General features: G+C 70.2%; 19 protein-coding genes and 2 pseudogenes. 9 read left to right on the forward strand and 12 right to left on the reverse strand.

All coding sequences use genetic code 11. The annotated features are described in order from the left end of the window. Positions 1-64 precede the first annotated feature (64 nt). A complete protein-coding gene (locus ACIHAO_RS40280; RefSeq protein WP_396567144.1) occupies positions 65-1,198 on the forward strand; it encodes a metalloprotease in 1,134 nt (377 codons plus the stop codon). A 414-nt stretch (positions 1,199-1,612) separates the two neighbouring features. On the opposite strand, the gene ACIHAO_RS40285 is transcribed toward ACIHAO_RS40280, so the two are convergent. Further along, on the reverse strand, positions 1,613-3,028 hold the full coding sequence (locus tag ACIHAO_RS40285; protein WP_396567146.1) for an aminopeptidase P family protein: 1,416 nt from the start codon (positions 3,026-3,028) through the stop codon (positions 1,613-1,615). Positions 3,029-3,118: 90 nt separating this feature from the next. Here ACIHAO_RS40285 and ACIHAO_RS40290 point away from each other — a divergent pair, with 90 nt between their 5' ends. Next, entirely contained in the window at positions 3,119-4,105 is a 987-nt protein-coding gene (locus ACIHAO_RS40290) for a LysR family transcriptional regulator (protein ID WP_396567148.1), read from the forward strand. 196 nt (positions 4,106-4,301) lie between these two features. Further along, the gene (locus tag ACIHAO_RS40295; RefSeq protein WP_396567150.1) at positions 4,302-4,514 is read left to right on the forward strand and encodes a hypothetical protein; all 213 of its coding nucleotides are present in this window, start codon (positions 4,302-4,304) and stop codon (positions 4,512-4,514) included. Here ACIHAO_RS40295 and ACIHAO_RS40300 read toward each other — a convergent pair. Further along, positions 4,511-5,068 (reverse strand): carboxymuconolactone decarboxylase family protein, encoded by a 558-nt coding sequence (locus ACIHAO_RS40300; RefSeq protein WP_396567152.1) that lies wholly within the window; start codon positions 5,066-5,068, stop codon positions 4,511-4,513. The genes ACIHAO_RS40295 and ACIHAO_RS40300 overlap by 4 nt on opposite strands. Positions 5,069-5,136: 68 nt before the next feature. Here ACIHAO_RS40300 and ACIHAO_RS40305 point away from each other — a divergent pair, with 68 nt between their 5' ends. Beyond that, positions 5,137-5,475, forward strand: coding sequence for a winged helix-turn-helix transcriptional regulator (locus tag ACIHAO_RS40305; RefSeq protein WP_396567154.1), 339 nt, complete (start codon positions 5,137-5,139; stop codon positions 5,473-5,475). Between the two features lie 232 nt (positions 5,476-5,707). After that, positions 5,708-6,148 (forward strand): STAS domain-containing protein, encoded by a 441-nt coding sequence (locus tag ACIHAO_RS40310; RefSeq protein ID WP_396567156.1) that lies wholly within the window; start codon positions 5,708-5,710, stop codon positions 6,146-6,148. 12 nt (positions 6,149-6,160) lie between these two features. On the opposite strand, the gene ACIHAO_RS40315 is transcribed toward ACIHAO_RS40310, so the two are convergent. Then, the gene (locus tag ACIHAO_RS40315) at positions 6,161-6,511 is read right to left on the reverse strand and encodes an STAS domain-containing protein (RefSeq protein ID WP_396567158.1); all 351 of its coding nucleotides are present in this window, start codon (positions 6,509-6,511) and stop codon (positions 6,161-6,163) included. Between the two features lie 153 nt (positions 6,512-6,664). Between ACIHAO_RS40315 and ACIHAO_RS40320 the strand changes: the two genes are divergently transcribed. Then, the gene (locus ACIHAO_RS40320) at positions 6,665-7,078 is read left to right on the forward strand and encodes an ATP-binding protein (RefSeq protein WP_396567160.1); all 414 of its coding nucleotides are present in this window, start codon (positions 6,665-6,667) and stop codon (positions 7,076-7,078) included. Between the two features lie 6 nt (positions 7,079-7,084). Here ACIHAO_RS40320 and ACIHAO_RS40325 read toward each other — a convergent pair whose 3' ends face one another. The 5 genes and pseudogenes from ACIHAO_RS40325 to ACIHAO_RS40345 form a co-directional block, all read right to left on the reverse strand. Next, positions 7,085-7,621, reverse strand: a complete 537-nt coding sequence (locus tag ACIHAO_RS40325) for a DUF4232 domain-containing protein (RefSeq protein ID WP_396567162.1) — start codon at positions 7,619-7,621, stop codon at positions 7,085-7,087. 332 nt (positions 7,622-7,953) lie between these two features. Beyond that, a pseudogene (locus ACIHAO_RS40330) lies at positions 7,954-8,043 on the reverse strand (ABC transporter ATP-binding protein); the annotation flags it as partial. Positions 8,044-8,085: 42 nt separating this feature from the next. Next, the gene (locus ACIHAO_RS40335) at positions 8,086-8,661 is read right to left on the reverse strand and encodes a dihydrofolate reductase family protein (protein ID WP_396567164.1); all 576 of its coding nucleotides are present in this window, start codon (positions 8,659-8,661) and stop codon (positions 8,086-8,088) included. 85 nt (positions 8,662-8,746) lie between these two features. After that, positions 8,747-9,418 (reverse strand): response regulator, encoded by a 672-nt coding sequence (locus tag ACIHAO_RS40340; RefSeq protein ID WP_396567166.1) that lies wholly within the window; start codon positions 9,416-9,418, stop codon positions 8,747-8,749. Then, positions 9,419-10,597 carry a sensor histidine kinase gene (locus tag ACIHAO_RS40345; protein ID WP_396567168.1) on the reverse strand — a complete coding sequence of 393 codons (1,179 nt, stop codon included), beginning with the start codon at positions 10,595-10,597 and terminating at the stop codon, positions 9,419-9,421. A gap of 158 nt (positions 10,598-10,755) precedes the next feature. On the opposite strand from ACIHAO_RS40345, the gene ACIHAO_RS40350 reads away from it, so the two are divergent. Next, positions 10,756-10,989: a hypothetical protein gene (locus tag ACIHAO_RS40350; RefSeq protein ID WP_396567170.1), complete on the forward strand. Its 234-nt coding sequence runs from the start codon at positions 10,756-10,758 to the stop codon at positions 10,987-10,989. Between the two features lie 88 nt (positions 10,990-11,077). Beyond that, positions 11,078-13,390 carry an ATP-binding protein gene (locus tag ACIHAO_RS40355; RefSeq protein WP_396567172.1) on the forward strand — a complete coding sequence of 771 codons (2,313 nt, stop codon included), beginning with the start codon at positions 11,078-11,080 and terminating at the stop codon, positions 13,388-13,390. A 3-nt stretch (positions 13,391-13,393) separates the two neighbouring features. On the opposite strand, the gene ACIHAO_RS40360 is transcribed toward ACIHAO_RS40355, so the two are convergent. The 3 genes and pseudogenes from ACIHAO_RS40360 to ACIHAO_RS40370 form a co-directional block, all read right to left on the reverse strand. After that, complete coding sequence (locus ACIHAO_RS40360; RefSeq protein WP_396567174.1) at positions 13,394-14,518, reverse strand: helix-turn-helix domain-containing protein; 1,125 nt, start codon at positions 14,516-14,518, stop codon at positions 13,394-13,396. Between the two features lie 701 nt (positions 14,519-15,219). Further along, positions 15,220-16,899 (reverse strand): dihydroxy-acid dehydratase, encoded by a 1,680-nt coding sequence (gene ilvD / locus ACIHAO_RS40365; protein ID WP_396567176.1) that lies wholly within the window; start codon positions 16,897-16,899, stop codon positions 15,220-15,222. 63 nt (positions 16,900-16,962) lie between these two features. Beyond that, positions 16,963-18,256: pseudogene (locus ACIHAO_RS40370) on the reverse strand (hemolysin family protein). A gap of 129 nt (positions 18,257-18,385) precedes the next feature. Between ACIHAO_RS40370 and ACIHAO_RS40375 the strand changes: the two are divergent. After that, positions 18,386-19,720: a cytochrome P450 gene (locus ACIHAO_RS40375; RefSeq protein WP_396567178.1), complete on the forward strand. Its 1,335-nt coding sequence runs from the start codon at positions 18,386-18,388 to the stop codon at positions 19,718-19,720. A 4-nt stretch (positions 19,721-19,724) separates the two neighbouring features. On the opposite strand, the gene ACIHAO_RS40380 is transcribed toward ACIHAO_RS40375, so the two are convergent. Continuing rightward, positions 19,725-20,897 carry an MFS transporter gene (locus tag ACIHAO_RS40380; RefSeq protein WP_396567180.1) on the reverse strand — a complete coding sequence of 391 codons (1,173 nt, stop codon included), beginning with the start codon at positions 20,895-20,897 and terminating at the stop codon, positions 19,725-19,727. Positions 20,898-20,911 lie beyond the last annotated feature (14 nt).

Consider the following 20,911-nt stretch of genomic DNA (forward strand, 5'->3'; position numbering starts at 1 on the left):
GTGTGTCACCGTCGACACAGGGTCACGGGCGCACCGTCGTTTCCTTCCAGCGAGGAGATCCCCCGTGCAGCTGATCCGCAGATCCGCGAGCCGACGACTTCGAGCGTTCGGCGCGGTGCTCATCACGACCCTCGGGCTGACCGCGGCCGTGGCCGTCACACCGGCGACGGCGGCCGCGAACGCCTGTCTCACCGGCACGCTCGCCTTCGACCATCTCGACGCGGAAGCCGGGACGAGCAAACCCCTTCGCACGCAGGTGGCCCGGAACGCGAACTGGGAACTGTGGGGCCGCACCGGTTCCGGCGCGACGACCCGGCTCACCGCCGGCATCACCGGCGCGTCCGACGGCCGGTTCACCGCCTGCCACACCGCCTCGCTCGCCGAGGCGTACGTGCGGTTCCGGTCGAGCAGCACCTCGATGTGGCGGGTCGTCAAGGCCGCGAACAACACCACCGACCACACGTTCGACTCGGCACGCCGGACGAATGTCTCCGGCACCCTCGACCTCGGCACGGTGAAGGTGCCGTCGACGCTGCAGCGGGCATGGAAGGTGGTGGACACGCTCAACGTCCTCTACTGGAAACGCGCCAACCCGTCTTCGTCGTGCTGGACGGCCCGGCAGTCCGACGGACGCTGCGACCAGATCACCTTCGTCTGGGATCCGAAGGTCGCCGACGGCGGCTACTGGGACTACCCGAACACGAACTACGTCTTCCTCGGCGCGACGATGCCGGACTCGAAGCACCTGATCCTCCACGAGGCCGGACACTGGCTGCAGTGGCAGCTCTACGGGCGCGGCTTCCCCGTGGTCGACGGCTGCAACCCGCACTACATCGAGAAGCACAGCTCGGAATCGTGCGCGTGGACCGAAGGCTTCGCGGACGCCGTCGCCGCCTACGCGCTCGGCGACTACCGCTACGTCTACGACAACGGGAGTTCCTACAGCTTCGAGAACGACGCTTCGACACCCGGCTGGGACGACGGCGACACCGTGCAGGGCCGGGTCGGCTCGTCGTTGCTGGACCTGTGGGCACCGGGCGGGCCGGACGGCGGGAACTGGAACCGCACGATCGCGCTGATGACCCGCCACTTCAGCCAGGACTTCCGTGAGTACTTCGCCGTGGACCGGCCCGCCGCCGGCCTGTCCACGACCGGTGCCGCCGAGCGGATCCTCGCCGGGCACACCATCCGGTACTGACGGGACACCGGAGGGCCGGAACTCGGCCCTCCGGTGCGGGGTTAGAACGCGGCGGGCGGGTCGGGATCGCGAGTCCGTGAAGGGCTGAGCTCGGCCCGGGCCGACGCCGGGGGCGCAAGAACGCCACCTTGAGCCTCGGCACTACAGCGACAGCGCGTGAAGGCCCCCTTCCCTCGGCTCAGCCGAGGAAACTCGACCTTCACACCGTTCCCAGTACATGAAGGACCCCATCCTTGCGCCCAGGTACAGGAAGGGGTCCTTCATGTACTACCTAAGAGAAGCCTCGCTAGAACGCTCACTACCCACTCACGATCCCGCGCAAAGTGCCCAAATGGACACCGCTGCCCGACCGGCGTCCCTTGTGGACGGTCAAGAGCGTGCCAGACTCCTTGGCGCCTTGCCCTCGTCCGTTCTTCAGCTCCTGGCTGCCTGGACCCAGGCGGTGATCTCGTCGGCAGTCGAAGGGAAACCGCCGGAGAGCAGGTCGTGCCCCGATCCGGTGACCACGACGTTGTCCTCGATCCGGATGCCGAGGCCGCGCAGATCGGGTGGCACGATGAGGTCGCCGGCGTGGAAGTACAGACCGGGCTCCACGGCCAGCGCCATCCCCTCGGCGAGGGCGCCCTCCCGGTACGCGGAGGGATGCGCCGCGGCGCAGTCGTGGACGTCCAGCCCGAGGAAGTGGCCGGTACCGCAGACGATGTACCGCCGATGCTGCTGCCCGTCCGGCGACAGCGCTTCGTCCACCGACACCGGAAGCAGGCCCCAATCGTGCAGGCCCTCCGCGAGCACCCGCAGTGCCGTCGCCTGGAACGCGCCGTAGTCCTGACCGGGCCGGACCTCGCCAAGGGCCGCGACGTGCGCCTTGTGCACGAGGTCGTAAACGTCACGCTGGGCCTTGGTGAACTCACCGCCGACCGGGAAGGTGCGGGTGATGTCGGCCGTGTACAGGGAATTCAGCTCGACTCCGGCGTCGAGCAGCAGGAGGCTGTCCTCGGTCACCCGCCCGTCGCAGCGCGTCCAGTGCAGGATCGGCGCGTGCGGCCCGGCGGCCACGATGGAGGTGTAGCCGGGACCGGTGCCCTCGGTGCGGGCGCGGCGGTCGAAGGTGCCCTGCAGCCAGCGCTCCCCACCGCCGCGGACCGCCTCCGGCAGCGCGGCCAGCACGTCGGCGAAGCCGAGGGCGGTGGCGTCGACGGCGTCGCGCAACTGGCCGATCTCCCAGTCGTCCTTGATCCGGCGCAACTCCGCGAGGACGGTCCGAAGCCGATCGCTGTGGCCGAAGCCGAACGCGTCGAGCGCGGAATCGACCCCGGCACCGGTCAGGAAGCTCGGGTACCGCCCGCGCAGACCGTGTGGAAGGTCCTCCAGCGGACGGCAGTCAATTCCGAGCGCGTCCCCGTAGGCCGACGGCCCGGCGGCGGAGCCGACCCACAGCGGGCTGGTGTCGGCGTCGCCCACGAAATCGGGCTCGTCCGGCTCCGCCGGGCGGGGGACATAGAGCGTCGCGTGGTGGCTGTCCCCAGCCGGGGTCATCACGAGGATCGCGCCCTCGCGCTGACAACCGGTGAGCCAGACGAAGTCGCTGTCGGCGCGGAAGCCGTGGAAGGTGTCGTTGGACCGCACCACCGCCCGGCCGGCCGCGAGCGCGATCCGCTGACCGGGCAGTTCCGCCGACAGCCTGCCGCGATGGGCCGCGGCCGCCTCGGCGGTGCCCGACGGCAGATCGACGGCGGTGTCGGCAGGCTCCCAGCCTTCGCTGATCCAGTTCCGGAACCCCTTGGCGGCCAGCAGCGCGCGCAGATCCGGCCGGGTTCGGTCGCCGGTCATCGGCTCCCCTTTCAGGTAGTCGGAGTCGTGGCCGCACCTTCGCACCGCGAACGGCCCGGCCGTAATGACCGGCGGCGATAGACTCCGCCTATGGCCCTGGAGATCCGGCACCTGCGGGCGATCTGCGCCATCGCCGAAGCGGGCAGCCTCTCGCAGGCGGCCGCCGCGCTGGGCATGTCCCAGCCGTCGCTGACCTCCCTGCTCCAGCGGCTCGAACGGCAGATCGGCGCGCCGCTGTTCGTCCGCAGCCACACCGGCGTGACCCCGACCCCGGTCGGCGAACAGACACTGCGCCGCGCGCTGACCCTGCTCGTGGAGTTCGACCGGTTCGAGAGCGACCTCCTCGGCGCACTCGGCGACGGCCCGGTCCGGCTCGGATCGTCCCAAATGGACTGTCTGCCCACCTTCGTCGAGCGGCTGGACGACGCGTTGCCGGGACTGGACGTGACCGTCCACGTGGAATCTTCCAGTGCCGTGCTGGCACAGGCGCTGGCCCGCGCGACCCTCGACATCGCCGTCATCGCCATGTCGGACGACCAGGAAGTGCCGCTGGCGAAACACCTGGGACACCGGGTGCTGTTTTCGTGGGTGCCTGTCTTCATCGGTCTTCCCGCCCGGCACCGGCTCGCCGACGGCTTCGAAGTCGACCTGGCCGACCTCGCGGACGAAGCGTGGATCGGCCCGCCCGGCCCCGAGGACGGCTCGCTGACGTCCCTGCGCGCGGCGACGCACCGCGCCGGCTTCACGCCGCGGATCCGCTTCGAATGTCCCAACGGCGGCGGACGGCACCTGATCGCCGCCGGGCAGGCGGTGCAGCTCGTGGAACCCACCGCGCCCGAACTGCCGGGCATGGTCGTCCGGCCGCTGAAGGGCGACCCCATGCGGATGCGGCTGGTGCTGGCGTGGCGCAAGGAACGGCTGACGTGGGACCAGGCGGAGAACGTGTACCGCGCGGTGATGACGTCGTACACACGGCACGCGATGGCGTCGACCCCGTTCCGGACTTGGTGGGAGCGGCGGCGGAGCTCCGAGTCCTGGGACGGGCTGGTGGACTTCTTCCGGGGCACCGGGTCGTGAGTGGGCCGGTGGTGAGGTGAGGGCGGAGCGAAGGCGTAACTCGCGCGCTCAGAGACGTAACTCGCGTGTCTGGACGCCGCACTCGAATCGCCACTCACGACCCGGCTACACGGCCGCAGCCTTCCGGGGCACCGGGATGTAACCAGATCACGCCCAGCCGCGATTGACCCCGTACCGGGCGAACGGAGACGGGGGGATGATGGCGCAACGGCTGTGGCTCGGACTGGCGGTCGTCTACACGTGCACCGCCGTGATCCAGCTCTACCTTCTCGTCGCCACCGGCGCCGTCTGGGCCGGGACACTCACCGCGGCCGGCTTCGTGGCGGCGCTCCTGTGCGTGCTCGCCTCGTGGAAGGCCTCGAAACAGGAACGGGACGACACCGGGGAAATCGACTCGCACCGGCCCTAGCGATCGGGATAGGCCGCACCCCAAGGCTCTTCTTCGAGACGGACACCGTTGGCGACGTACGCGATCGTCCGGTACCAGCCCGCGAGCACGAGCAGCTCCAGGAGTTGCGGGGCCGGGTAGTACTCGGCGAGCGCGTCCCACGCCGCATCGGAAACCGTTGCCGTGTCGTGGAGTTCGTCGACGGCGCCGATCAGCGCGCGATGCCGCCCGGACCAAGCGGGATGCCCGGCGTCGCCGGAAACGGTGGCTTCGAGCTGATCCGGCGTCAAACCGGCCGACAGCGCGTAAACCGCGGCGTGGACACCCCATTCGTAGCGGCATCCGCATCGTGCGGTGACCCGGGCGATGACGATTTCCCGGTCCAGCGCGGGTAATTCCCCGTGCGCGAGCAGGCCCGCACCCAGGACGCGCATCCGTGAAGCCAGTTCCGGATGGTGCTGCAGCACTCGGAACAGCGCCAGCGGATCCTGTGTCACTCCGGGCGGCATCCATTTGCGAAGGGCTTGTTCGACGTCCGCCTCGTAGGGCGGGGCGAGTGGTGCGATCCGTGCCATGACCACCTCGTGTGCTTCGACTTTCGAACCACTATGCTGCTTCGAAAGTCGAAGCACAAGGGGATGACATGCCCGACCACCCGACCCCGCGGCCCGGGCGGCCGGTCCGCGGCTCCGAAACCGGCCGCCCGCTCATGGCCGCACTCGATCTGCTGGGGCGCCGGTGGACCCTTCGGGTGATCTGGGAACTGCGCAAGGGAGACGTCGGGTTCCGGGAACTCCAGCGGCGCTGCGAACTCATGTCGTCCAGCGTGCTCTCCACGCGGCTCGGCGAGCTCACCGAAGCGCGCATCGTCGAGGCCGGCGGGGAAGGTTACCGCCTGACCCCTTTGGGGGAACGGCTCCTCGACGCGTTGCACCCCCTGGAAAAATGGGGCCGCGCCTGGGAAAAGGCCTTACGCGAATGATCATGCGCCAAGATGAATCCCACCGTTCACCGCCCGTGGTATTGCCAGATATGGCGAGCGGCGTACGGTGAGAAGCACGTGAGGTTGAGTCCACCAGCCCGCTAGACCGACCCGCATATCCGCGGCCCAGCACTTCCCGGGGCGACGCGGCGGCGAGTTGACTTGCGCAGCTGTTGTGCAGGCTTACCCGTAGTCCGCCTCGTCGTCCCCGGTCATCCGGGAGACCAGCATCATGATCGAACGCATTCCGTCCACCCGTGGCAGCCGCGACGGCCCGGTTCTCCGCGCCGTCATCCGTCCTGGCGTTCCCGCACCGCGACCGTCTGACGACGAACTTCTGCGGGTCCGGCGGATCCGGTGGAGTCAAGACCTGCTCGTCGTCGCCGCGACCGGGGAAGTCGATCTCGCCACCGCCGGAAAACTGGAACGCGCACTGGGCGGCCACCTCCCCGCGACCACGGTGCTCGACCTGACCGAGGTGGGCTTCCTCGGCGTCGCCGGGTTGCGGGTCATCGAGTCCGCCGCGGCGCGCGCCCGGTTCGAACACCGCGCGACCGGGCTCGTCGCCGACACCCGGCCCGTGTTGCGCTTGCTGCAGCTGTTCAGGGTCGACGCCCACATCCCCGTGTACCGGCGCCTCGACCAGGCGATCCGGGAAGTATCGGACCGCTGACCGTCGCGACGCTCAGGCTCCGGCGAGCGGCAGCAGCGTCGAGAGGCCGGTCTTCGAAGCCAGCCGCCGGATCGTCGGCGACGGCAGGAAACTCAGGTCGACCCCCTGAGTGCCGCACCGGTCGTTGATCCTGACCAGGGTCGCCAGACCGGTGGAGTCACAGAAATCCACGCCTTCGAGGTCGACGACGAGCCTGCCGGGCACCGGCTCCAGCGCCGCCTCGAACGTCTCCTTGAGATCTTCGGAGGTCGTCAGGTCGATCTCGCCCGCCACCGCGATGACGACCTCGGCGCCATCGGGCCTGGCGACGGACACCGAGAACGGGATCTCCTGGTTGCCGCCGTCTCCGCTCGTCACCGTCATCCACCCCTTATGTCGGAACCCAGCTGTTCTCGAACATATCGGATCGCGAGGCCCTCTCGCGCCGCACTCGTGTCCCGATCCCGCCGGTGCCTTAATCTGGTCACTGGATCCGGTGGTCGTGGACCGCGGCGGGCGACGAGGAGAAGCTTCGTGATGCCGATCGACGAGCCGGTGCGCGCGACCACCGGCGAGCTGGTCCTCGAGGTCGCCGCCGTCCCCGCGCAGGCGGCCGCGTTGCGGGACCTGCTGGCGAAATGGGCACTCGAACGGGGCCTTCCCCGTGAACTGGCCGAAGACCTCAAGCTCACCGCCTACGAGGCGATGACGAACGTCGTCCGGCACGCGTACCCGGACGGCACCGACGCCAACGTCATGACGATCACCGCCGCCCACGAGGAGGGCCGGCTCAAGATCACCGTCGCCGACGAAGGCCGCTGGCGCGACGGGCGCCGCCCGGACGGCGGACGCGGTTTGCCGATCATCCGCGCCTTCGCACCGGAAGCCTCGGTGACGAGCACACCCACCGGGACCACCGTCCGGCTCGCCTGGCCCTGCCCCGCCGCGTGACCGGCCTCAGGCGGGTCCGGCGACGATCCCGCTGACCCAGCTGCCCGGACGCGTGGCGGCGTCCTGACGAAGCACCGGCAGCCCGGACGGCCAGTCCACGCTCAACGCCTCCGTCTGTCCCGGCGGGACGGTCACCAGCTTCGAAGGTGTCCACGCGGGCGAGCCTTGGCTCCCGGTCGAGCCCGAAGTCCGCGACAGCACGGTGACGGTCGCCGTCGCGGTCGAACCCGGCGGCACCTCGGTACCGGGTTCGCCGTCGGCCACCCGCGGCAAGTGGTACACCGGCCCGTTCGGGTCGGCCGGACCGACCAGGTCGACATCGGGCACGCCGTGCAGACCGCAGGCACGCGGCGAGACGTTCTCGAACGTCAACGGAACCTCGTACTGGCCCGTCGCCTCTTCGAGCTGCGTCGGCTCCCCCAAGGACACCGCGAGGTCCGCCGTCGCGCACCGCGATGTGGCGGCCTCGGCCGGACCGGTCGCGGTCAGCGCGGCAATCCCCAGCACGGTCACCGCGGCGGCTTGTTTCACCCGGACGTTCATGACATCTCCTCCCGCTCGACGAGCGAACTCACCGGGAAAGATGCCCACGGAGGCCGGGAAGATGCCGCCGCCCGTCCGGAACAACCCCGAGGAGTGACATCCGCCTTCAGGACCGCCGGGTCGCGTGCGCGGCCCAGCGGCCGTTGATGCGGTGGACCTCGGCGTCGCGTTCGTAACAGGCGGAAAGCCCCGCGCCGGTGACCTTGCCGCGCCGCACCATCAGGGCGTGCGTGGCCGTCGCCGGGATCTCCTCCAGGTGGTGTGTCGCGGTGACCGTGGCCCGCGCTGGGGAACCGCTGGGCGGAAGCCACCGAGAGGATGGTCGACTTCCCTGGCCCGTTGCGGCCGAGGACTCCCCAGCGCTGGCCGTAGTCCACCCGCCAGTCGACTTCCGACACCAGCGGCACGCGGCCGACGTGCACCTCGATCGCAGGGCGCGCGACCCGCGCCCGCCTGGGGTCCGATCATCGGATGACGTCGTAGACCAGCTTCTGGACGCCGTTGGAGTACGCCTCGCTCTCGACGAGCTCGAGGTTCTGCTTGTCCTTGTCGGTGTCGCTGAACAGCTTCTTGCCCGCGCCGAGCAGGACCGGGAACAGCAGCAGGTGGTAGCGGTCGATCAGCCCGGCGTCGGCGAGGTTCCGGTTCAGTTCCGCGCTGCCGTGGAGGATGATCGGCCCGCCCTCGGTCTCCTTGAGCTTCGCGACGTCTTCGAGCGAGCGCAGGATCGTGGTCTCGCCCCAGTTGCCGACGAGGTCCTCCTCCCGCAGCGTGGTCGAAACGACGTACTTCGGCATCGCGTTGTAGCCGGCGAATTCCTCCGTCATGGCGGGCCACACCGGCGCGAACGCCTGGTAGCTGACCCGGCCCATCATCATCGCCGTGGCCTCTTCCTGCTCACGGCTCTTGAGCTCGTACGCCGCTTCGTCGAACTCGATGCCGTCGAAGGTCCAGCCGGAGTTGCGGTAGCCCGGCTCCCCGCCGGGTCCCTCGACGACGCCGTCGAGCGAGACGAACGCGGTGGCGATCAGGGTGCGCATCTGGTTTCTCCTTGGTCGTTCCGAACTGCTTTCGACACTGCGTCGACCGGGGAACGACGGATTCGACACCGGGCCGGAAAAAGTTTCAGGCTTCGGCGTCGCGGACGAGGAGGGCGATCTGGACCCGGCTCTCGACGCCGAGTTTCGCGAGCATGCTGCTGGTGTGGGCCTTCACCGTCGCGACGGTGATGTCCAGCCGCCGCGCGACGTCGGTGTTGGACAGCCCCTCGGCGATGGCGCTCGCGGTCTCGCGTTCGCGGTCGGTCAGCGTGGCCAGCAGCCCGCGGGCGGTCTCACGGGACGCCCGGCGCGCGTCGGACGAATGCGGCCCAGTGGCCGCGGCGATCAGGCGGGCCGTCGCGGCAGGCGAGAGCGCGGGTTCGCCGGTCGCGACCGTCCGGATCGCAGCGAGTATCCGCGGTGGCGGGGTGTCCTTGAGGACGAAGCCGAGCGCGCCGACGCGCAGCGCGCCCAGCACCATCTCGTCCGAGTCGAAGGTGGTCAGCACCAGGACCCGGGGCGGATCCGGACGGCGGAGGATCTCCTCGGTCGCGCTCAGCCCGTCGCGACCGGGCATCCGGACGTCCATCAGGACGACGTCGGGCCGCTGCTCCCCCACCACGGTGATCGCGGTGTCGCCGTCGGCCGCCTCGCCGACCACGACGAGGTCGGGTTCGCCGTCGACGATGAGCCGCAGCGCCATCCGCACCAGGTGTTCGTCGTCGACGAGCACGACCCGCACCCGCTCGCTGTCCATTCACTCGCTCCCTTCGCGGACCGGCCACGGCAACCGCGCGGTGAGGACGAATCCGCCGCCCGGCTCCGGGTGATGGTCCAGTTCGCCGCCTGCCAGCCCGACCCGTTCGGCGAGGCCGAGCAGGCCGTATCCCGACGCGGGCGGGCACGCGATCGCCCGCACCGCACCGGAATCCCGGACCGTCGCCCGCAGGCCGTCACCCGCTTCCCCCTCGACGGTGACGCACACTTCGGCGCCCGGCGCGTGTTTGCCCGCGTTGGTCAGCCCTTCCTGCACGATCCGGTAGACGGTCCTCGCGATCGAGCCGGGCGGTTCGCCCGACGTCGTGACCGTCGAGGTGACGTCCAGTCCCAGCGCCCGCGCGTCCGCGACGAGCGACGGCAGGTCGGCGAGCGAAGGCTGCGGTGGCTCCAGTTCGTCCGGGCTCGCCCGCAGCACGCCGAGGACGTCGCGCAGTTCCTCCAGCGCCTGATGGGAGCCGTCGGCGATCCCGCGGGCCAGTTCCGCGACCTGGTCGGCGGGCAGATCGGGGCGGTGCCCCAGCACCCCGGCCTGCATGGCGACCAGCGAGACCCGGTGCGCGAGGACGTCGTGCATCTCGCGGGCGATCCGGTGCCGCTCCATGATCCGCGCCTCGGCCGCCCGCGCGGCCTGCTCCCGTTCCGCGCTTTCGACCCGTTCCCGCAGGGAGCGCACCTCCTCCCGGCGCGCCCCGATCGCGGCGCCGACGGCCACCACGATGCCCACCAGCAAGGTGGGGAGGCTGATCAGCAGCCACAGCGGTCCCGCTACCTCCCGCTGGGGGTAGAGACCGACCGTCAGCACCGCCGTGACCACGGACAACACCGCCGCCACCGCCGTTTCGGCCGGTCGCCGCCGGGTGGCAAGCGAACAGAGCGCCAGCAACGCCGCGCCGGCCGCCAGTACCGAGGCCGTCGAGGCGAGGATGACCGCGGTCGTGATCGCGATCGGGAAGCGACGGCGCCACAGCAGGGCGATCAGGCAGGCGAGTGCGATCAGCGGATCACCGGTGGTCAGCCAGTCCACCCTCGGACCCGTCGCGCCCACCGGCAGTTGCGCCGCCGTGATGAGCCAGAGCAGCACGCCCAGCGCGGCCGCGGCGAGCAGGCGCCATGCCTGCCCCCACGGACGGACGGGCGGCTGGGCGTCGGTGATCACGGGCCCATCATGGTCGACCCGTCCGCGGCGGCGCAGCCGGACACAGGACGATCCCGGGCTCGACTTTGGTCGGACGCGAAGCGCGACGCGTTGCCGATGTGCTCCCGGATCCGCGACGGCGATGCTGGGGCCCGACCGCGAAACAGGAGGTAGGAAGCATGACCAAGGGCGGCTATCTGGGGCTGCAAATCGTCGGGATGGTGGCCGTCGCCGTCTTCGCGCAGGCCGCCATCCGCAGCCTTTTCGATCACTCCGCGATCCAGTTGTGGGGCGCGTTCGACTGGGTACCCGGTGACTGGGGCGGAAGATTGCTCGTGTTCCTGCTGCTCGTGGCCGCCGGGACGGTGCTTGCGGGCTGGGCGTACGACCGCGGCAAACAAGCGTCCCGCTAGGGGGACGCTTGTCCGCTAGGATCCGCAGCCGGGCGATCTCCGTCTACATCGGACGGAATCGCGGGGCTGGTCGATCGCGGGAGAGTGCATGGCGGACGGAGTCGGCTCGCTTTCGGGGTGGCCCGCCGATCCCACCGAAGTGACCAGCTACGTGGGTCGTGACGCCGAGACCGGCGAGGCGCGGCGCCTGCTGGAGACGTCGTCGCTGGTCACGCTGACCGGGCCGGGCGGTGTCGGCAAGACCAGGCTGGCGTGGCGGGTCGCCGCGGCCCACAAGGAGGCGACCGCCGACGAGGTCGCTTTCGTTTCGCTCGCCGAACTGCGGGAACCCGCGTTGCTGGTGCCGACCGTGGCGAACGTCCTCGGCTTCGGCGACCGCTCGGCGAAACCGGCCATCGAGGTGGTCGTCGAGGCACTTCAGGCGAGCCGGTTGCTGCTGGTGCTGGACAACTGTGAGCATCTGGTCGACAGCTGCGCCTGGTTCGCCGACACCGTCGTCCGGGCCTGCCCCCAGGTCACCGTGCTGGCCACGAGCAGGCAGTCGCTCGGGGTGGCGGGCGAACGGGTCCTGCCCGTGCCGCCGCTGGCGATCCCGGAGCAGGGCGACTCCTTCGAGCGCGTGATGAACGACGAGTCCGTGCGGCTGTTCGTGGACCGCGCGACCGCGGTCGCGCCGTCGTTCCGGCTCACCGAGGAGGACACCGAGCCACTGATCCGGCTGTGCCGCAGGCTGGACGGGCTGCCGCTGGCCATCGAACTGGCCGCCGTCCGCGCGCGGGCGTTGTCCCTTGGCCAGCTGGCCGACCGCCTCGACCGGCAGTTCTCCGTACTCACGAAGGACCGGCGGGGGCGGCCGGAGCGGCACGAGACCATGCGGGCCCTGATCGACTGGAGCCACGACCTGTGCACCGGGCCCGAACGGCTGCTGTGGGCGCGCGCGTCGGTGTTCTCCGGCAGTTTCGACCTCGACGCCGCCGAACAGGTCTGTTCCGGCGGCGAACTGCCGCGCGAACGGGTCCTCGAAGTCGTCGACGGCCTGCTCGACAAGTCCATCCTGCTGCGCGAGGAGTACCCCGGCGGCGTGCGGTACCGCATGCTGGAGTCGGTGCGCGAGTACGGCGTCGACAGGCTTACCGAGACGGGCGGGACGGCGGAGTTCCGGAAACGGCACCGCGACTGGTTCGCCGAACTCGCCTGCCGGTACGCCACCGAATGGCTGGAGACCGATCAGCTCGGCTGGATCGGACGGCTGCGGCGCGAACACGCGAACCTGCGCGTCGCCCTCGACTACTGCACCGGTGATCCCGAAGACGCGATCATCGGACTGCGAATGGTGCGTGACGTCAAGGAGTTCTGGATCGTCCGCGGGTTGAACACCGAAGGCCGGATCTGGGTCCGCCGTCTCGACGAGGCCGCGCCACCGGGTGCTCCCGAGCGGGCACACGTGCTGTGGCTCTCCGGTTTCCTGGCACTGGTGCAAGGAGACATGCCCGCACACCGGTGCATGCTGGAGAGGGCCTCCGCCGAAGCCGAGGCCGGCGGCGACGAACTCGCCGCCGCGTACGTGCTCCACGTCCGCGCCTATGCCGCGCTGATCGGCAACGACATGGCCGAGGCGTCACGTCTGTTCGGCACGGCCATCGACCTGTTCCGCGCCCACGGAGACGAAGGCGCGGACCTCTGGGCGAGTTACAACCACGGGCTGGCCATCTGGCTCAACGGCGACATCGACCGCGGCCGGGCGGTGCTCGCGGAAGCCGTCGAGCGCTGTGAGCGGCAGGGCGAGGTCTTCTGGCGGGGCTGGGCACTGTGGTCGCGTGCCGCCGCCGAGTACCTCCAAGGTGATCTCGCGGTGGCGAGCCGCTGCTGCGAGCAGGTCCTGCGCCTGCACGCCCGGGTGGACGACCGCGTCGTCGTCGGGTTCACGCTCACCGTGCTGGCAGGCTGCGCCGCCCGCACCGGACGGCCCAACCGCGCCGCGATCCTGCAGGGTGCCGCGATGAACGTCTGGCGCACGGTGGGAGCGTGGCCGACGCGGTACGAGGCGTTCACCGAGCCGTTGCAGGCCGACACCGAAGCCGTGACGGCCGCGCTGGGCTGGGAGGTCGCGATCAAGGAGTTCACCGACGGCGCCGCGCTGCCCATCGCCGACGCCATCGCGTACGCCCTCGAAGAACGGTCCCCCGAAGTGCGGAAGCAGGCCGCGGGGCTGCTCACGAAACGCGAGACCGAGATCGCGCACGTGATCGCCGAAGGGCTCACGAATCAGGAGATCGCCGCCCGGCTCGGCATCGCGCGGCGCACGGTGGACACCCACATCGACCACATCCTCACCAAACTCGGCTACTCCAACCGCGTCCAGGTCGCCACGTGGGTGACCCGGACCGCGGAATCCGCTTGACGCTCACGCCGCCCGCATCGGAGTCGCCTGCCGTCCCGGTTCGGGCGTGAGCAGCTCCACGCGCAAGGCGATCCGCAGGTCCAGCCGGGCCTGAGGGTCGTCGAGCCGGGAGCCGAACAGGACCCGGAGGCGGCGCAGGCGGTTGCGGACCGTCTGCGGGTGGACGCCGAGATTCTCCGCGATCTCGGGCGCCCCGCCTCGGGCGGCGAGCATGGCGTCGAGGGTTTCGGCGAGTTTGGTGCGTTCGTTCGCGGGCAGATCGGCGATCGGCGCCAGGCTGCGCGTGACGAGCGCGGAGGTGAGCACCTCGTCGGCGAACAGCCAGTGCGTGGTCAGGTGATCCGACCAGCGCACAAGGGGGCCGTCCTCGATCACCTCGCGGCGGACGAGTTCCAGCGTCCGCCGGGCCCAGCGCAGGGACACCGCGGCTTCGGCGGGCGCCACCGCGGGCCCGACCGCCGCCCGCGTCCCCGCGAGCACACCGCTGATCTCGACGTCGTCGGGCACGAGCAGATGCGGGTACTCGCCCCCGAGATCGGCCAGCACCTCCGGGCCGAACGAGGCGCGCACCGCGCCGGGCTCGGTCGCGACGGCCACCACCCTGGCGGGCGGCACCCAGCCCGCCTCGGCCGCGAGGCCCGCCCACTTCGCCGGCGGGCGGCCGCTCAAGAGCTCCTTCAGCAGCTCTCGGCGCAGCTCGGCCACCGAAGGCGTGTGCGCGGCGCGGTAGGCCGCGGTCGACAGCCGGATCAGGACGTCGGCGCACCGGAGCAGGGCCTCCACCCCGCTGTCCATCACGGACGAGCCCGCCCCGGACTGCCGCGACAGCGACGCCAGCACGGGCAGCGCGGCCCGGCCCGCCGAGTGGTACGCCCTGGAAAGCCGCTCCAAATCCTTGCCCGCCGCGTACTCGGCGACCCCGACCTGCCGGAAGGCGTCCGCACCGGCGGCGATGCCCAGCGCGGAGTTCATCCTGTCGTGCTCCAGTACGGAAGCGACGAACTCCGTGGCACGCGCGTCGAACAGCGACGCGTGCTCGGGCAGCGAATGCCGGATCCCGTCGACGACCACGCGGGCGATCACGAGGGCGGCGGAACGGGCCGGGGCATGGGACGCGGTCAGGGTCATCATCGACCTCCGGAGCAGCGGGAATCGTCGGGCCGCCGAGTCTGCTACTCCGGAGTAGCGGGCACATCGGGTGAATTACGTACTCGCACCCATCCGGCCTACGCATCACCCGTTCGTGGTGGTCGCCGGCCCACTCACGCGGAGGTCAAGCTTGAAGTACATGAAGGCCCCCTTCATGTACTTCGTGTCCTGCACCGGAAGTTCGCGCCGTAAATCCGTGTCGATAGCCAGCCGTCTCGCGCCTGGACCGGGGCATGAGGTGCGTCGCGAAAGCCACTTTCGCGACCCCTGGCGTCGCGAAAGTGGCTTTCGCGACACGGTCACCCCACAGCCCACAAGCGAACCCCCGCGACCCGACACCATGAAGTCAGCGGAATGCTCACGGCCTCAGGCGACAACATCTTCACGGCGCGAAGCAAGAACAAGATCCTCCGGCACCACGCCGAACTACCACACGAACTTCCGACTCGGGACACTAGACGCAAGGAAGGGGGCCTTCATGCGCCATCGCTGTAGCTGGTGGCGCTCCCGGTACCGGCGGTCACGCGTGACTGAGGGGACGACACGTGTGATCAGACGGACGACACACGTGACTGGATGGACGACACGCGCGCGACCACCTTCCGCGGCGAGTCGTCCGCTCAATCACGTGTGTCGTCCATCCAGACACGCGTGACCGCCATCCGCGCACCGGACAAGTCTCACTCGCAAACGGCTCCGTGCGCCGCGCTGCGGACGACCTTGGCGTACTTGCCGAGCACTCCGCGCGTGTAAGCCGGAGGTTTGGGCGCCCAGCCTTCACGGCGGGCCTCGATGTCGTCGATCTCGACCTCGAGCGTCCGGTTCGCGACGTCGAGCGTGATCGGGTCGCCGTCGCGTACGAACGCGATCGGCCCGGCGTCGACGGCTTCCGGCGCGATGTGGCCGACGCAGAGGCCGGTCGTGCCGCCGCTGAACCGGCCGTCGGTGATGAGCAGGACGTCCTTTCCGAGCCCGGCGCCCTTGATCGCACCGGTGATGGCGAGCATCTCGCGCATCCCCGGCCCGCCCTTCGGGCCTTCGTACCGGATGACCACGACGTCGCCGGCGACGATGCGGCCCTCGGCGAGCGCGTCGAGGGCGGCGCGTTCGCCGTCGAACACCCGCGCGGTGCCGGTGAACGTCGATTCGTCGAAGCCCGCCGACTTCACGACCGCGCCTTCGGGTGCCAGCGATCCCTTGAGGATGGTCAGCCCGCCGGTCTTGTGGATCGGTCGGTCGAGCGGGCGGATGATCTCGCCGTCGATCCCGGCGGGCGCGATGCCTTCGAGGTTCTCGGCCATGGTCTTGCCGGTCACGGTGAGCACGTCGCCGTGCATGAGCCCGGCGTCGAGCAGTGCCTTCATCACCACGGGGATGCCGCCGACCTTGTCGACGTCGTTCATCACGTACTTCCCGAACGGCTTGAGGTCGCCGAGGTGCGGGACCTTGTCACCGATGCGGTTGAAGTCGTCGATGCGCAGGTCGACCTCCGCCTCGCGCGCGATCGCGAGCAGGTGGAGGACGGCGTTGGTGGAACCGCCCAGCGCCATCACGACGGCGATCGCGTTCTCGAACGCCTCCATGGTCATGACCTGCCGCGCGGTGATGCCCTGGCGGAGCATCCCGACGACGGCCTCCCCCGACCGGTGGGCGAATCCGTCACGGCGCCGGTCGACGGCGGGCGGGGCGGCCGATCCGGGCAGCGACATGCCGAGCGCCTCGGCCACCGACGCCATCGTGTTGGCGGTGTACATGCCGCCGCAGGCGCCTTCGCCGGGGCAGATCGCGCGTTCGATCTTGTCCACTTCGGCGCGGGTGATCTTGCCTGCCAGGCAGGCGCCGACGGCCTCGAAGGCGTCGATGATCGTGACGTCCCGGCCGTCGACCTGGCCGGGCATGATCGAGCCGGCGTAGAGAAAGACGGAGGCGAGGTCGAGCCTGGCCGCGGCCATGAGCATGCCCGGCAGCGACTTGTCGCAGCCTGCGAGCAGCACGGAGCCGTCGAGCCGCTCGGCCATCATCACCGTCTCGACCGAGTCGGCGATCACCTCGCGGGACACCAGCGAGAAGTGCATTCCCTCGTGTCCCATGGAGATCCCGTCGGACACCGAGATCGTGCCGAACTCCAGCGGGTAGCCGCCCGCCGCGTGCACACCGTTCTTGACGGCCTTGGCCAGCCGGTCGAGCGAGAGGTTGCACGGGGTGATCTCGTTCCACGAGGACGCCACGCCGATCTGCGGTTTGGCGAAGTCGTCGTCGCCCATCCCGACCGCGCGGAGCATGCCGCGAGCCGCCGCACGCTCCAGGCCGTCGGTCACGTCGCGTGAACGAGGTTTCAAATCCGGCTGGTCTTGCGGCATCGGAACACCTTTCTTCGTGGCGGGACACCGGGCACGCTGCCAACCGGAGGCGCCCGGCGCAACTCACCGCTCCGCGTCCGGTCCACGATGCGGTGCTCCCCGGTGCAGCGCCACCCGCGTGATCGCGTGATGCTCGACGCCGAGCACCTCGGCCGTCCAGCCGGAGAGCGCCACCCGGTCACCCGGTTTCTCCGGGATCCGGCCGAGGATCACGAGGATCAGCCCCGCGATCGTCGCGTACTCCCCCGGCGGTGTGTCCCGCAGTTCGACCCCGACGTCGACGAGGTCGTGCACCGGGAAGGTGCCGGGCAGCACCAGCGAACCGTCGTTGCCGTCGCGTACGGCCAGCACGTCGCGGTCGGTCTCGTCGTAGATCTCGCCGACGATCTCCTCCAGCAGATCCTCCAGCGTGACCATGCCGGACGGCGCCGTGCTCGTCGACGACGAGCGCCATCTGCTCCCGCTCGGCCTTGAAACTCCGCAGCGCGTCCGACACCCGCAGTGAATCGGGGAAGACCACCGCCGGTCTGACGGCCTCGGCGAGGTCTTCGTGGTCGCCGAGCAGGTCTCGCAACTGCACGACACCGACGACATCGTCCAGATGGCCGCCGCGGGCGACCGGCGCCCGGGAATGGCCGGATTCGGCCAGCTGCCTGCGCGCCGACTCGAGGTCCAGCTCGGCCGGGAGGGTCAGCACCATGCGGCGGGGGACGAGCACTTCCCGCAGCCGTCGTTCGTGGATTTCCAAGGCACCGTTGATGATCATGCGCTGCTCGGCGTTCAAGCCGCGTTGCGCCGACACCAGTTCCCGCAGCTCTTCGGGTGACATCTGATCCGGGTCGGCTTCCGCCCGGCCGCCCAGCGTCCGCACGACGAAGTTCGTCGACACGCTCAGCGCCCACACCACGGGCCTGGAGATCGCCGACAACAGGTTCAGCGGCCGCGCGACCAGCAACGCCCACCGCAGCGCGTTCTGCATGGCCAGCCGTTTGGGCGCCAGCTCGCCGAGCACCAGAGTCAGGAAGGTGAGGACCATGGTCACCAGCGCGACGGCCACCGCACCGGCGGCGTCGCCGAGGAAGTCCAGCAGTGGCACCAGAGGCTGGGCGAGGGACACAGCGGCCGTCGCCGAGGCGAGGAACCCGGCGAGCGTGATGCCGATCTGGATCGTCGCCAGGAAGCGATTCGGGTCGCGGGCGAGCCGCACCAGCGTCCGGGCGGAGGCATGGCCGTCCCGTTCCAGGGCCCGCAACTGCCCCTCGCGCAACGAGATCAGCGCCATCTCGCTGCCCGCGAACACCGCGTTGAGCACCACCAGCACCGCGACCAGCGCGATGTCGAACCCGTAGCCGCCCACAAGCACTCCCCCGGCCCGCCGGAAGTGCCGAACATTACCGAGGCGGAAGCGGGTCCGCAGATGTCGGAGCGGCTCGCTACTGACACGTCGTTCCGATACCTTCGAAGGACCCGCACGGACGGAGTCCTGATGTTCACACTCAAGACCGCTCCCGCACGAACCTTGCGGCGCCGGGCGGAGGAGATCGCCAAACCGGTCACCCGCTGGAGCATCGGCCACGCGCTCCCCCGCGTCGCGCTGCGGGCCGCGGCACGCCGGGGCGACCTCCAGGGCAGGCTGTCGGTCGAGGCGAGCGGCGGAGCGGACCTCACCGGACTGTTCGACGAGATCCGCTCGCACGGCGCCATCGCCACCACCCGGGTCGGGCACGTGACCACCCGGCATTGGGCGTGCAAGGAGATCCTGAGCGACGACGCGTTCAAAACCGTGCGGTTCGTCCCGGACAACCCGCTGCTCAACCGGCTCGTCGCCTGGTCTTCGTCCGGATTGATCCATCCGATCGAACCGCCGTCGCTGCTCGCGAGCGAACCGCCCGACCACACGCGCTACCGGAAACTGGTCACCCGCGTCTTCACCGCCCGCGCCGTCGAGCAGTTACGGCACCGCACGCAGGCGATCACCGACGAACTGCTCGACGGTCTCGACCCGGCCAACCCCGTCGATCTCATCGAGCAGTACTGCGGTCTCTTGCCGGTCACCGTGATCAGCCAGATCCTCGGCGTCCCGCTCGAAGAACGGGACAAGGTACTGGCGCTGGGTGGTGCCGCGGCCCCGAGTCTCGATCTCGGCCTGCCGTGGCGGACCTTCCGGACGGTGGAAGCGACCTTGGCCGAGTTCGATTCGTGGCTCACCCTGCATCTGGAGAAGCTGCGGGCGAATCCCGGCGACAACCTGCTCAGCAAGCTCATCGCCGCCCGCGAGGACGGGGTGGGCCTGACCGAGCGGGAACTCAAGGCCACCGCGGGGCTGGTGCTGGCGGCCGGCTTCGAAACGACCGTCAACCTCCTCGGCAACGGCATCGCCCTGCTCACCCGGAATCCGGGCGAACTCGCGAAGCTGCGGGCGGATCCGGATCTGTGGAGCAACGCCGTCGACGAGATCCTGCGCTACGACCCGCCCGTCCTGCTCACCGGCAGGCTCTGCGCGCGCGACACCGAGATCGGCGGGACACGCGTCGCCCGCGGGGCGATCGTCAGCACCGTGCTCGCGGGCGCCAACCGGGACCCGGAGATCTTCGACGACCCGGCCACCTTCGACGTCGGGCGGGTGAACGCGCGCGACCACGTGTCGTTCGGCGCCGGGCGGCATTACTGTCTCGGCGCTTCGCTGGCGAGGATGGAAGGGGAAATCGGGCTGCGGTCGATCTTCGAACGCTTCCCGGACCTGCGGCTTCTCGACGGGGCACGGCGGCGGCAGACCCGGATCCTGCGCGGATTCGAGACGCTCCCCGCCGCGCTCACGTGACCGCTCAGCCTCTCCGCCGCGCCGCCACCGGAAGCGCCAGCAGCACCAGTGCTCCACCGATCCACAGCACACTGACGGTGGCGATGGCGTCGACGGCCAAACCGCCGAAGAGCGCACCGAGGGCGATGGACAGATTGAACGCCGACACGTACAGCGAGGAGGCGGCCTCGGCGGCTTCCGGTGCGGCGGCCAGGATCCAGCTCTGGAAGGTGACAGGGACGGCGCCGTAGCCCAGGCCCCAGAGGACGAGGATCGCGGCGGCCGAGAAGGTGCCGGTGTCGGTCACGGCGAACACGACCATGGCCGTCGCGAGGACCACGCCGATCCCGCACACGGTCTGCCGCAGGTACCGGGTGATCAGCGCGCCCGCGAGGAAGTTCCCGCAGATGCCGGCGGCCCCGAAGATCAGCAGCACCACACCGATCATGCCGTCCGCGACGCCGTCTTCCTGAAGGATCGGCCGCACGAAGGTGTAGGCGGCGAAGTGACCGGTGATGACCAGGAAGGTCATCGCGATCCCCGCGCGGACCGCGGCGTGCGAACGGAACACGCGCGGCAGATCCGCGAAGCCGATCGTCTGGTCCGGCTCCACCTTCGGCATCAGGAAGACCATGCAGGTCAAGGAAATCAGGCCGAGGATGCCCACGGCCGCGAAGGCCGTCCGCCAGCCGCCGAGGTCGCCGATCAGGGTCCCGGCGGGCACGCCCAGCACGGACGCCGTCTCGACGCCGCCGAAGATGACGGCGGTGGCGCGCGCGACGTGGTGTTTCGGCACCAGGCGCAGCGCGATACCGCCGGCGAGGGCCCAGAAACCGCCGACACTGATTCCGATCAGGAAGCGGGCGACGAGAACGACGGTGAAGCCGGTGGCGAACGCGGAAGCCAGGTTGGCCGCACCCACGAGACCGACCAGTACGGCCAGCACCAGCCGCCGATCGGTCTTGCCGATGGCCACGGTCACCAGTGGCGCCGAAATCGCGGCGACCAGACCGGGCACGGTGACCATCAGGCCCGCCGTTCCCGGGGAGATGTCCAAGGCCGAGCCGATCGGTGTGAGCAGGCCGACGGGCAGCAGTTCGGAGGTCATCAGGGCGAAGATGCCCAGTGTCACGGCCAGGACGGCGAGCCAGCCCTTGACCGGTGAGTGGCTTCTGGGCAGGGTTTCGGCGGCGGTCACGAGTGAGCCTTTCG

This window comes from Amycolatopsis sp. NPDC052450 (assembly GCF_044547565.1).
In the GTDB taxonomy this organism is placed as follows: Bacteria; Actinomycetota; Actinomycetes; order Mycobacteriales; family Pseudonocardiaceae; genus Amycolatopsis.

Excerpts from the sequence above, each read along its gene's own strand:
- ACIHAO_RS40285 (WP_396567146.1), bottom strand. The coding sequence starts at position 3,028 with ATGACCGGCGACCGAACCCGGCCGGATCTGCGCGCGCTGCTGGCCGCC.
- ACIHAO_RS40290 (WP_396567148.1), top strand. The coding sequence starts at position 3,119 with ATGGCCCTGGAGATCCGGCACCTGCGGGCGATCTGCGCCATCGCCGAA.
- ACIHAO_RS40295 (WP_396567150.1), top strand. The coding sequence starts at position 4,302 with ATGATGGCGCAACGGCTGTGGCTCGGACTGGCGGTCGTCTACACGTGC.
- ACIHAO_RS40300 (WP_396567152.1), bottom strand. The coding sequence starts at position 5,068 with ATGGCACGGATCGCACCACTCGCCCCGCCCTACGAGGCGGACGTCGAA.
- ACIHAO_RS40305 (WP_396567154.1), top strand. The coding sequence starts at position 5,137 with ATGCCCGACCACCCGACCCCGCGGCCCGGGCGGCCGGTCCGCGGCTCC.
- ACIHAO_RS40310 (WP_396567156.1), top strand. The coding sequence starts at position 5,708 with ATGATCGAACGCATTCCGTCCACCCGTGGCAGCCGCGACGGCCCGGTT.
- ACIHAO_RS40315 (WP_396567158.1), bottom strand. The coding sequence starts at position 6,511 with ATGACGGTGACGAGCGGAGACGGCGGCAACCAGGAGATCCCGTTCTCG.
- ACIHAO_RS40320 (WP_396567160.1), top strand. The coding sequence starts at position 6,665 with ATGCCGATCGACGAGCCGGTGCGCGCGACCACCGGCGAGCTGGTCCTC.
- ACIHAO_RS40325 (WP_396567162.1), bottom strand. The coding sequence starts at position 7,621 with ATGAACGTCCGGGTGAAACAAGCCGCCGCGGTGACCGTGCTGGGGATT.
- ACIHAO_RS40335 (WP_396567164.1), bottom strand. The coding sequence starts at position 8,661 with ATGCGCACCCTGATCGCCACCGCGTTCGTCTCGCTCGACGGCGTCGTC.
- ACIHAO_RS40340 (WP_396567166.1), bottom strand. The coding sequence starts at position 9,418 with ATGGACAGCGAGCGGGTGCGGGTCGTGCTCGTCGACGACGAACACCTG.
- ACIHAO_RS40350 (WP_396567170.1), top strand. The coding sequence starts at position 10,756 with ATGACCAAGGGCGGCTATCTGGGGCTGCAAATCGTCGGGATGGTGGCC.
- ACIHAO_RS40355 (WP_396567172.1), top strand. The coding sequence starts at position 11,078 with ATGGCGGACGGAGTCGGCTCGCTTTCGGGGTGGCCCGCCGATCCCACC.
- ACIHAO_RS40360 (WP_396567174.1), bottom strand. The coding sequence starts at position 14,518 with ATGACCCTGACCGCGTCCCATGCCCCGGCCCGTTCCGCCGCCCTCGTG.
- ilvD (WP_396567176.1), bottom strand. The coding sequence starts at position 16,899 with ATGCCGCAAGACCAGCCGGATTTGAAACCTCGTTCACGCGACGTGACC.
- ACIHAO_RS40375 (WP_396567178.1), top strand. The coding sequence starts at position 18,386 with ATGTTCACACTCAAGACCGCTCCCGCACGAACCTTGCGGCGCCGGGCG.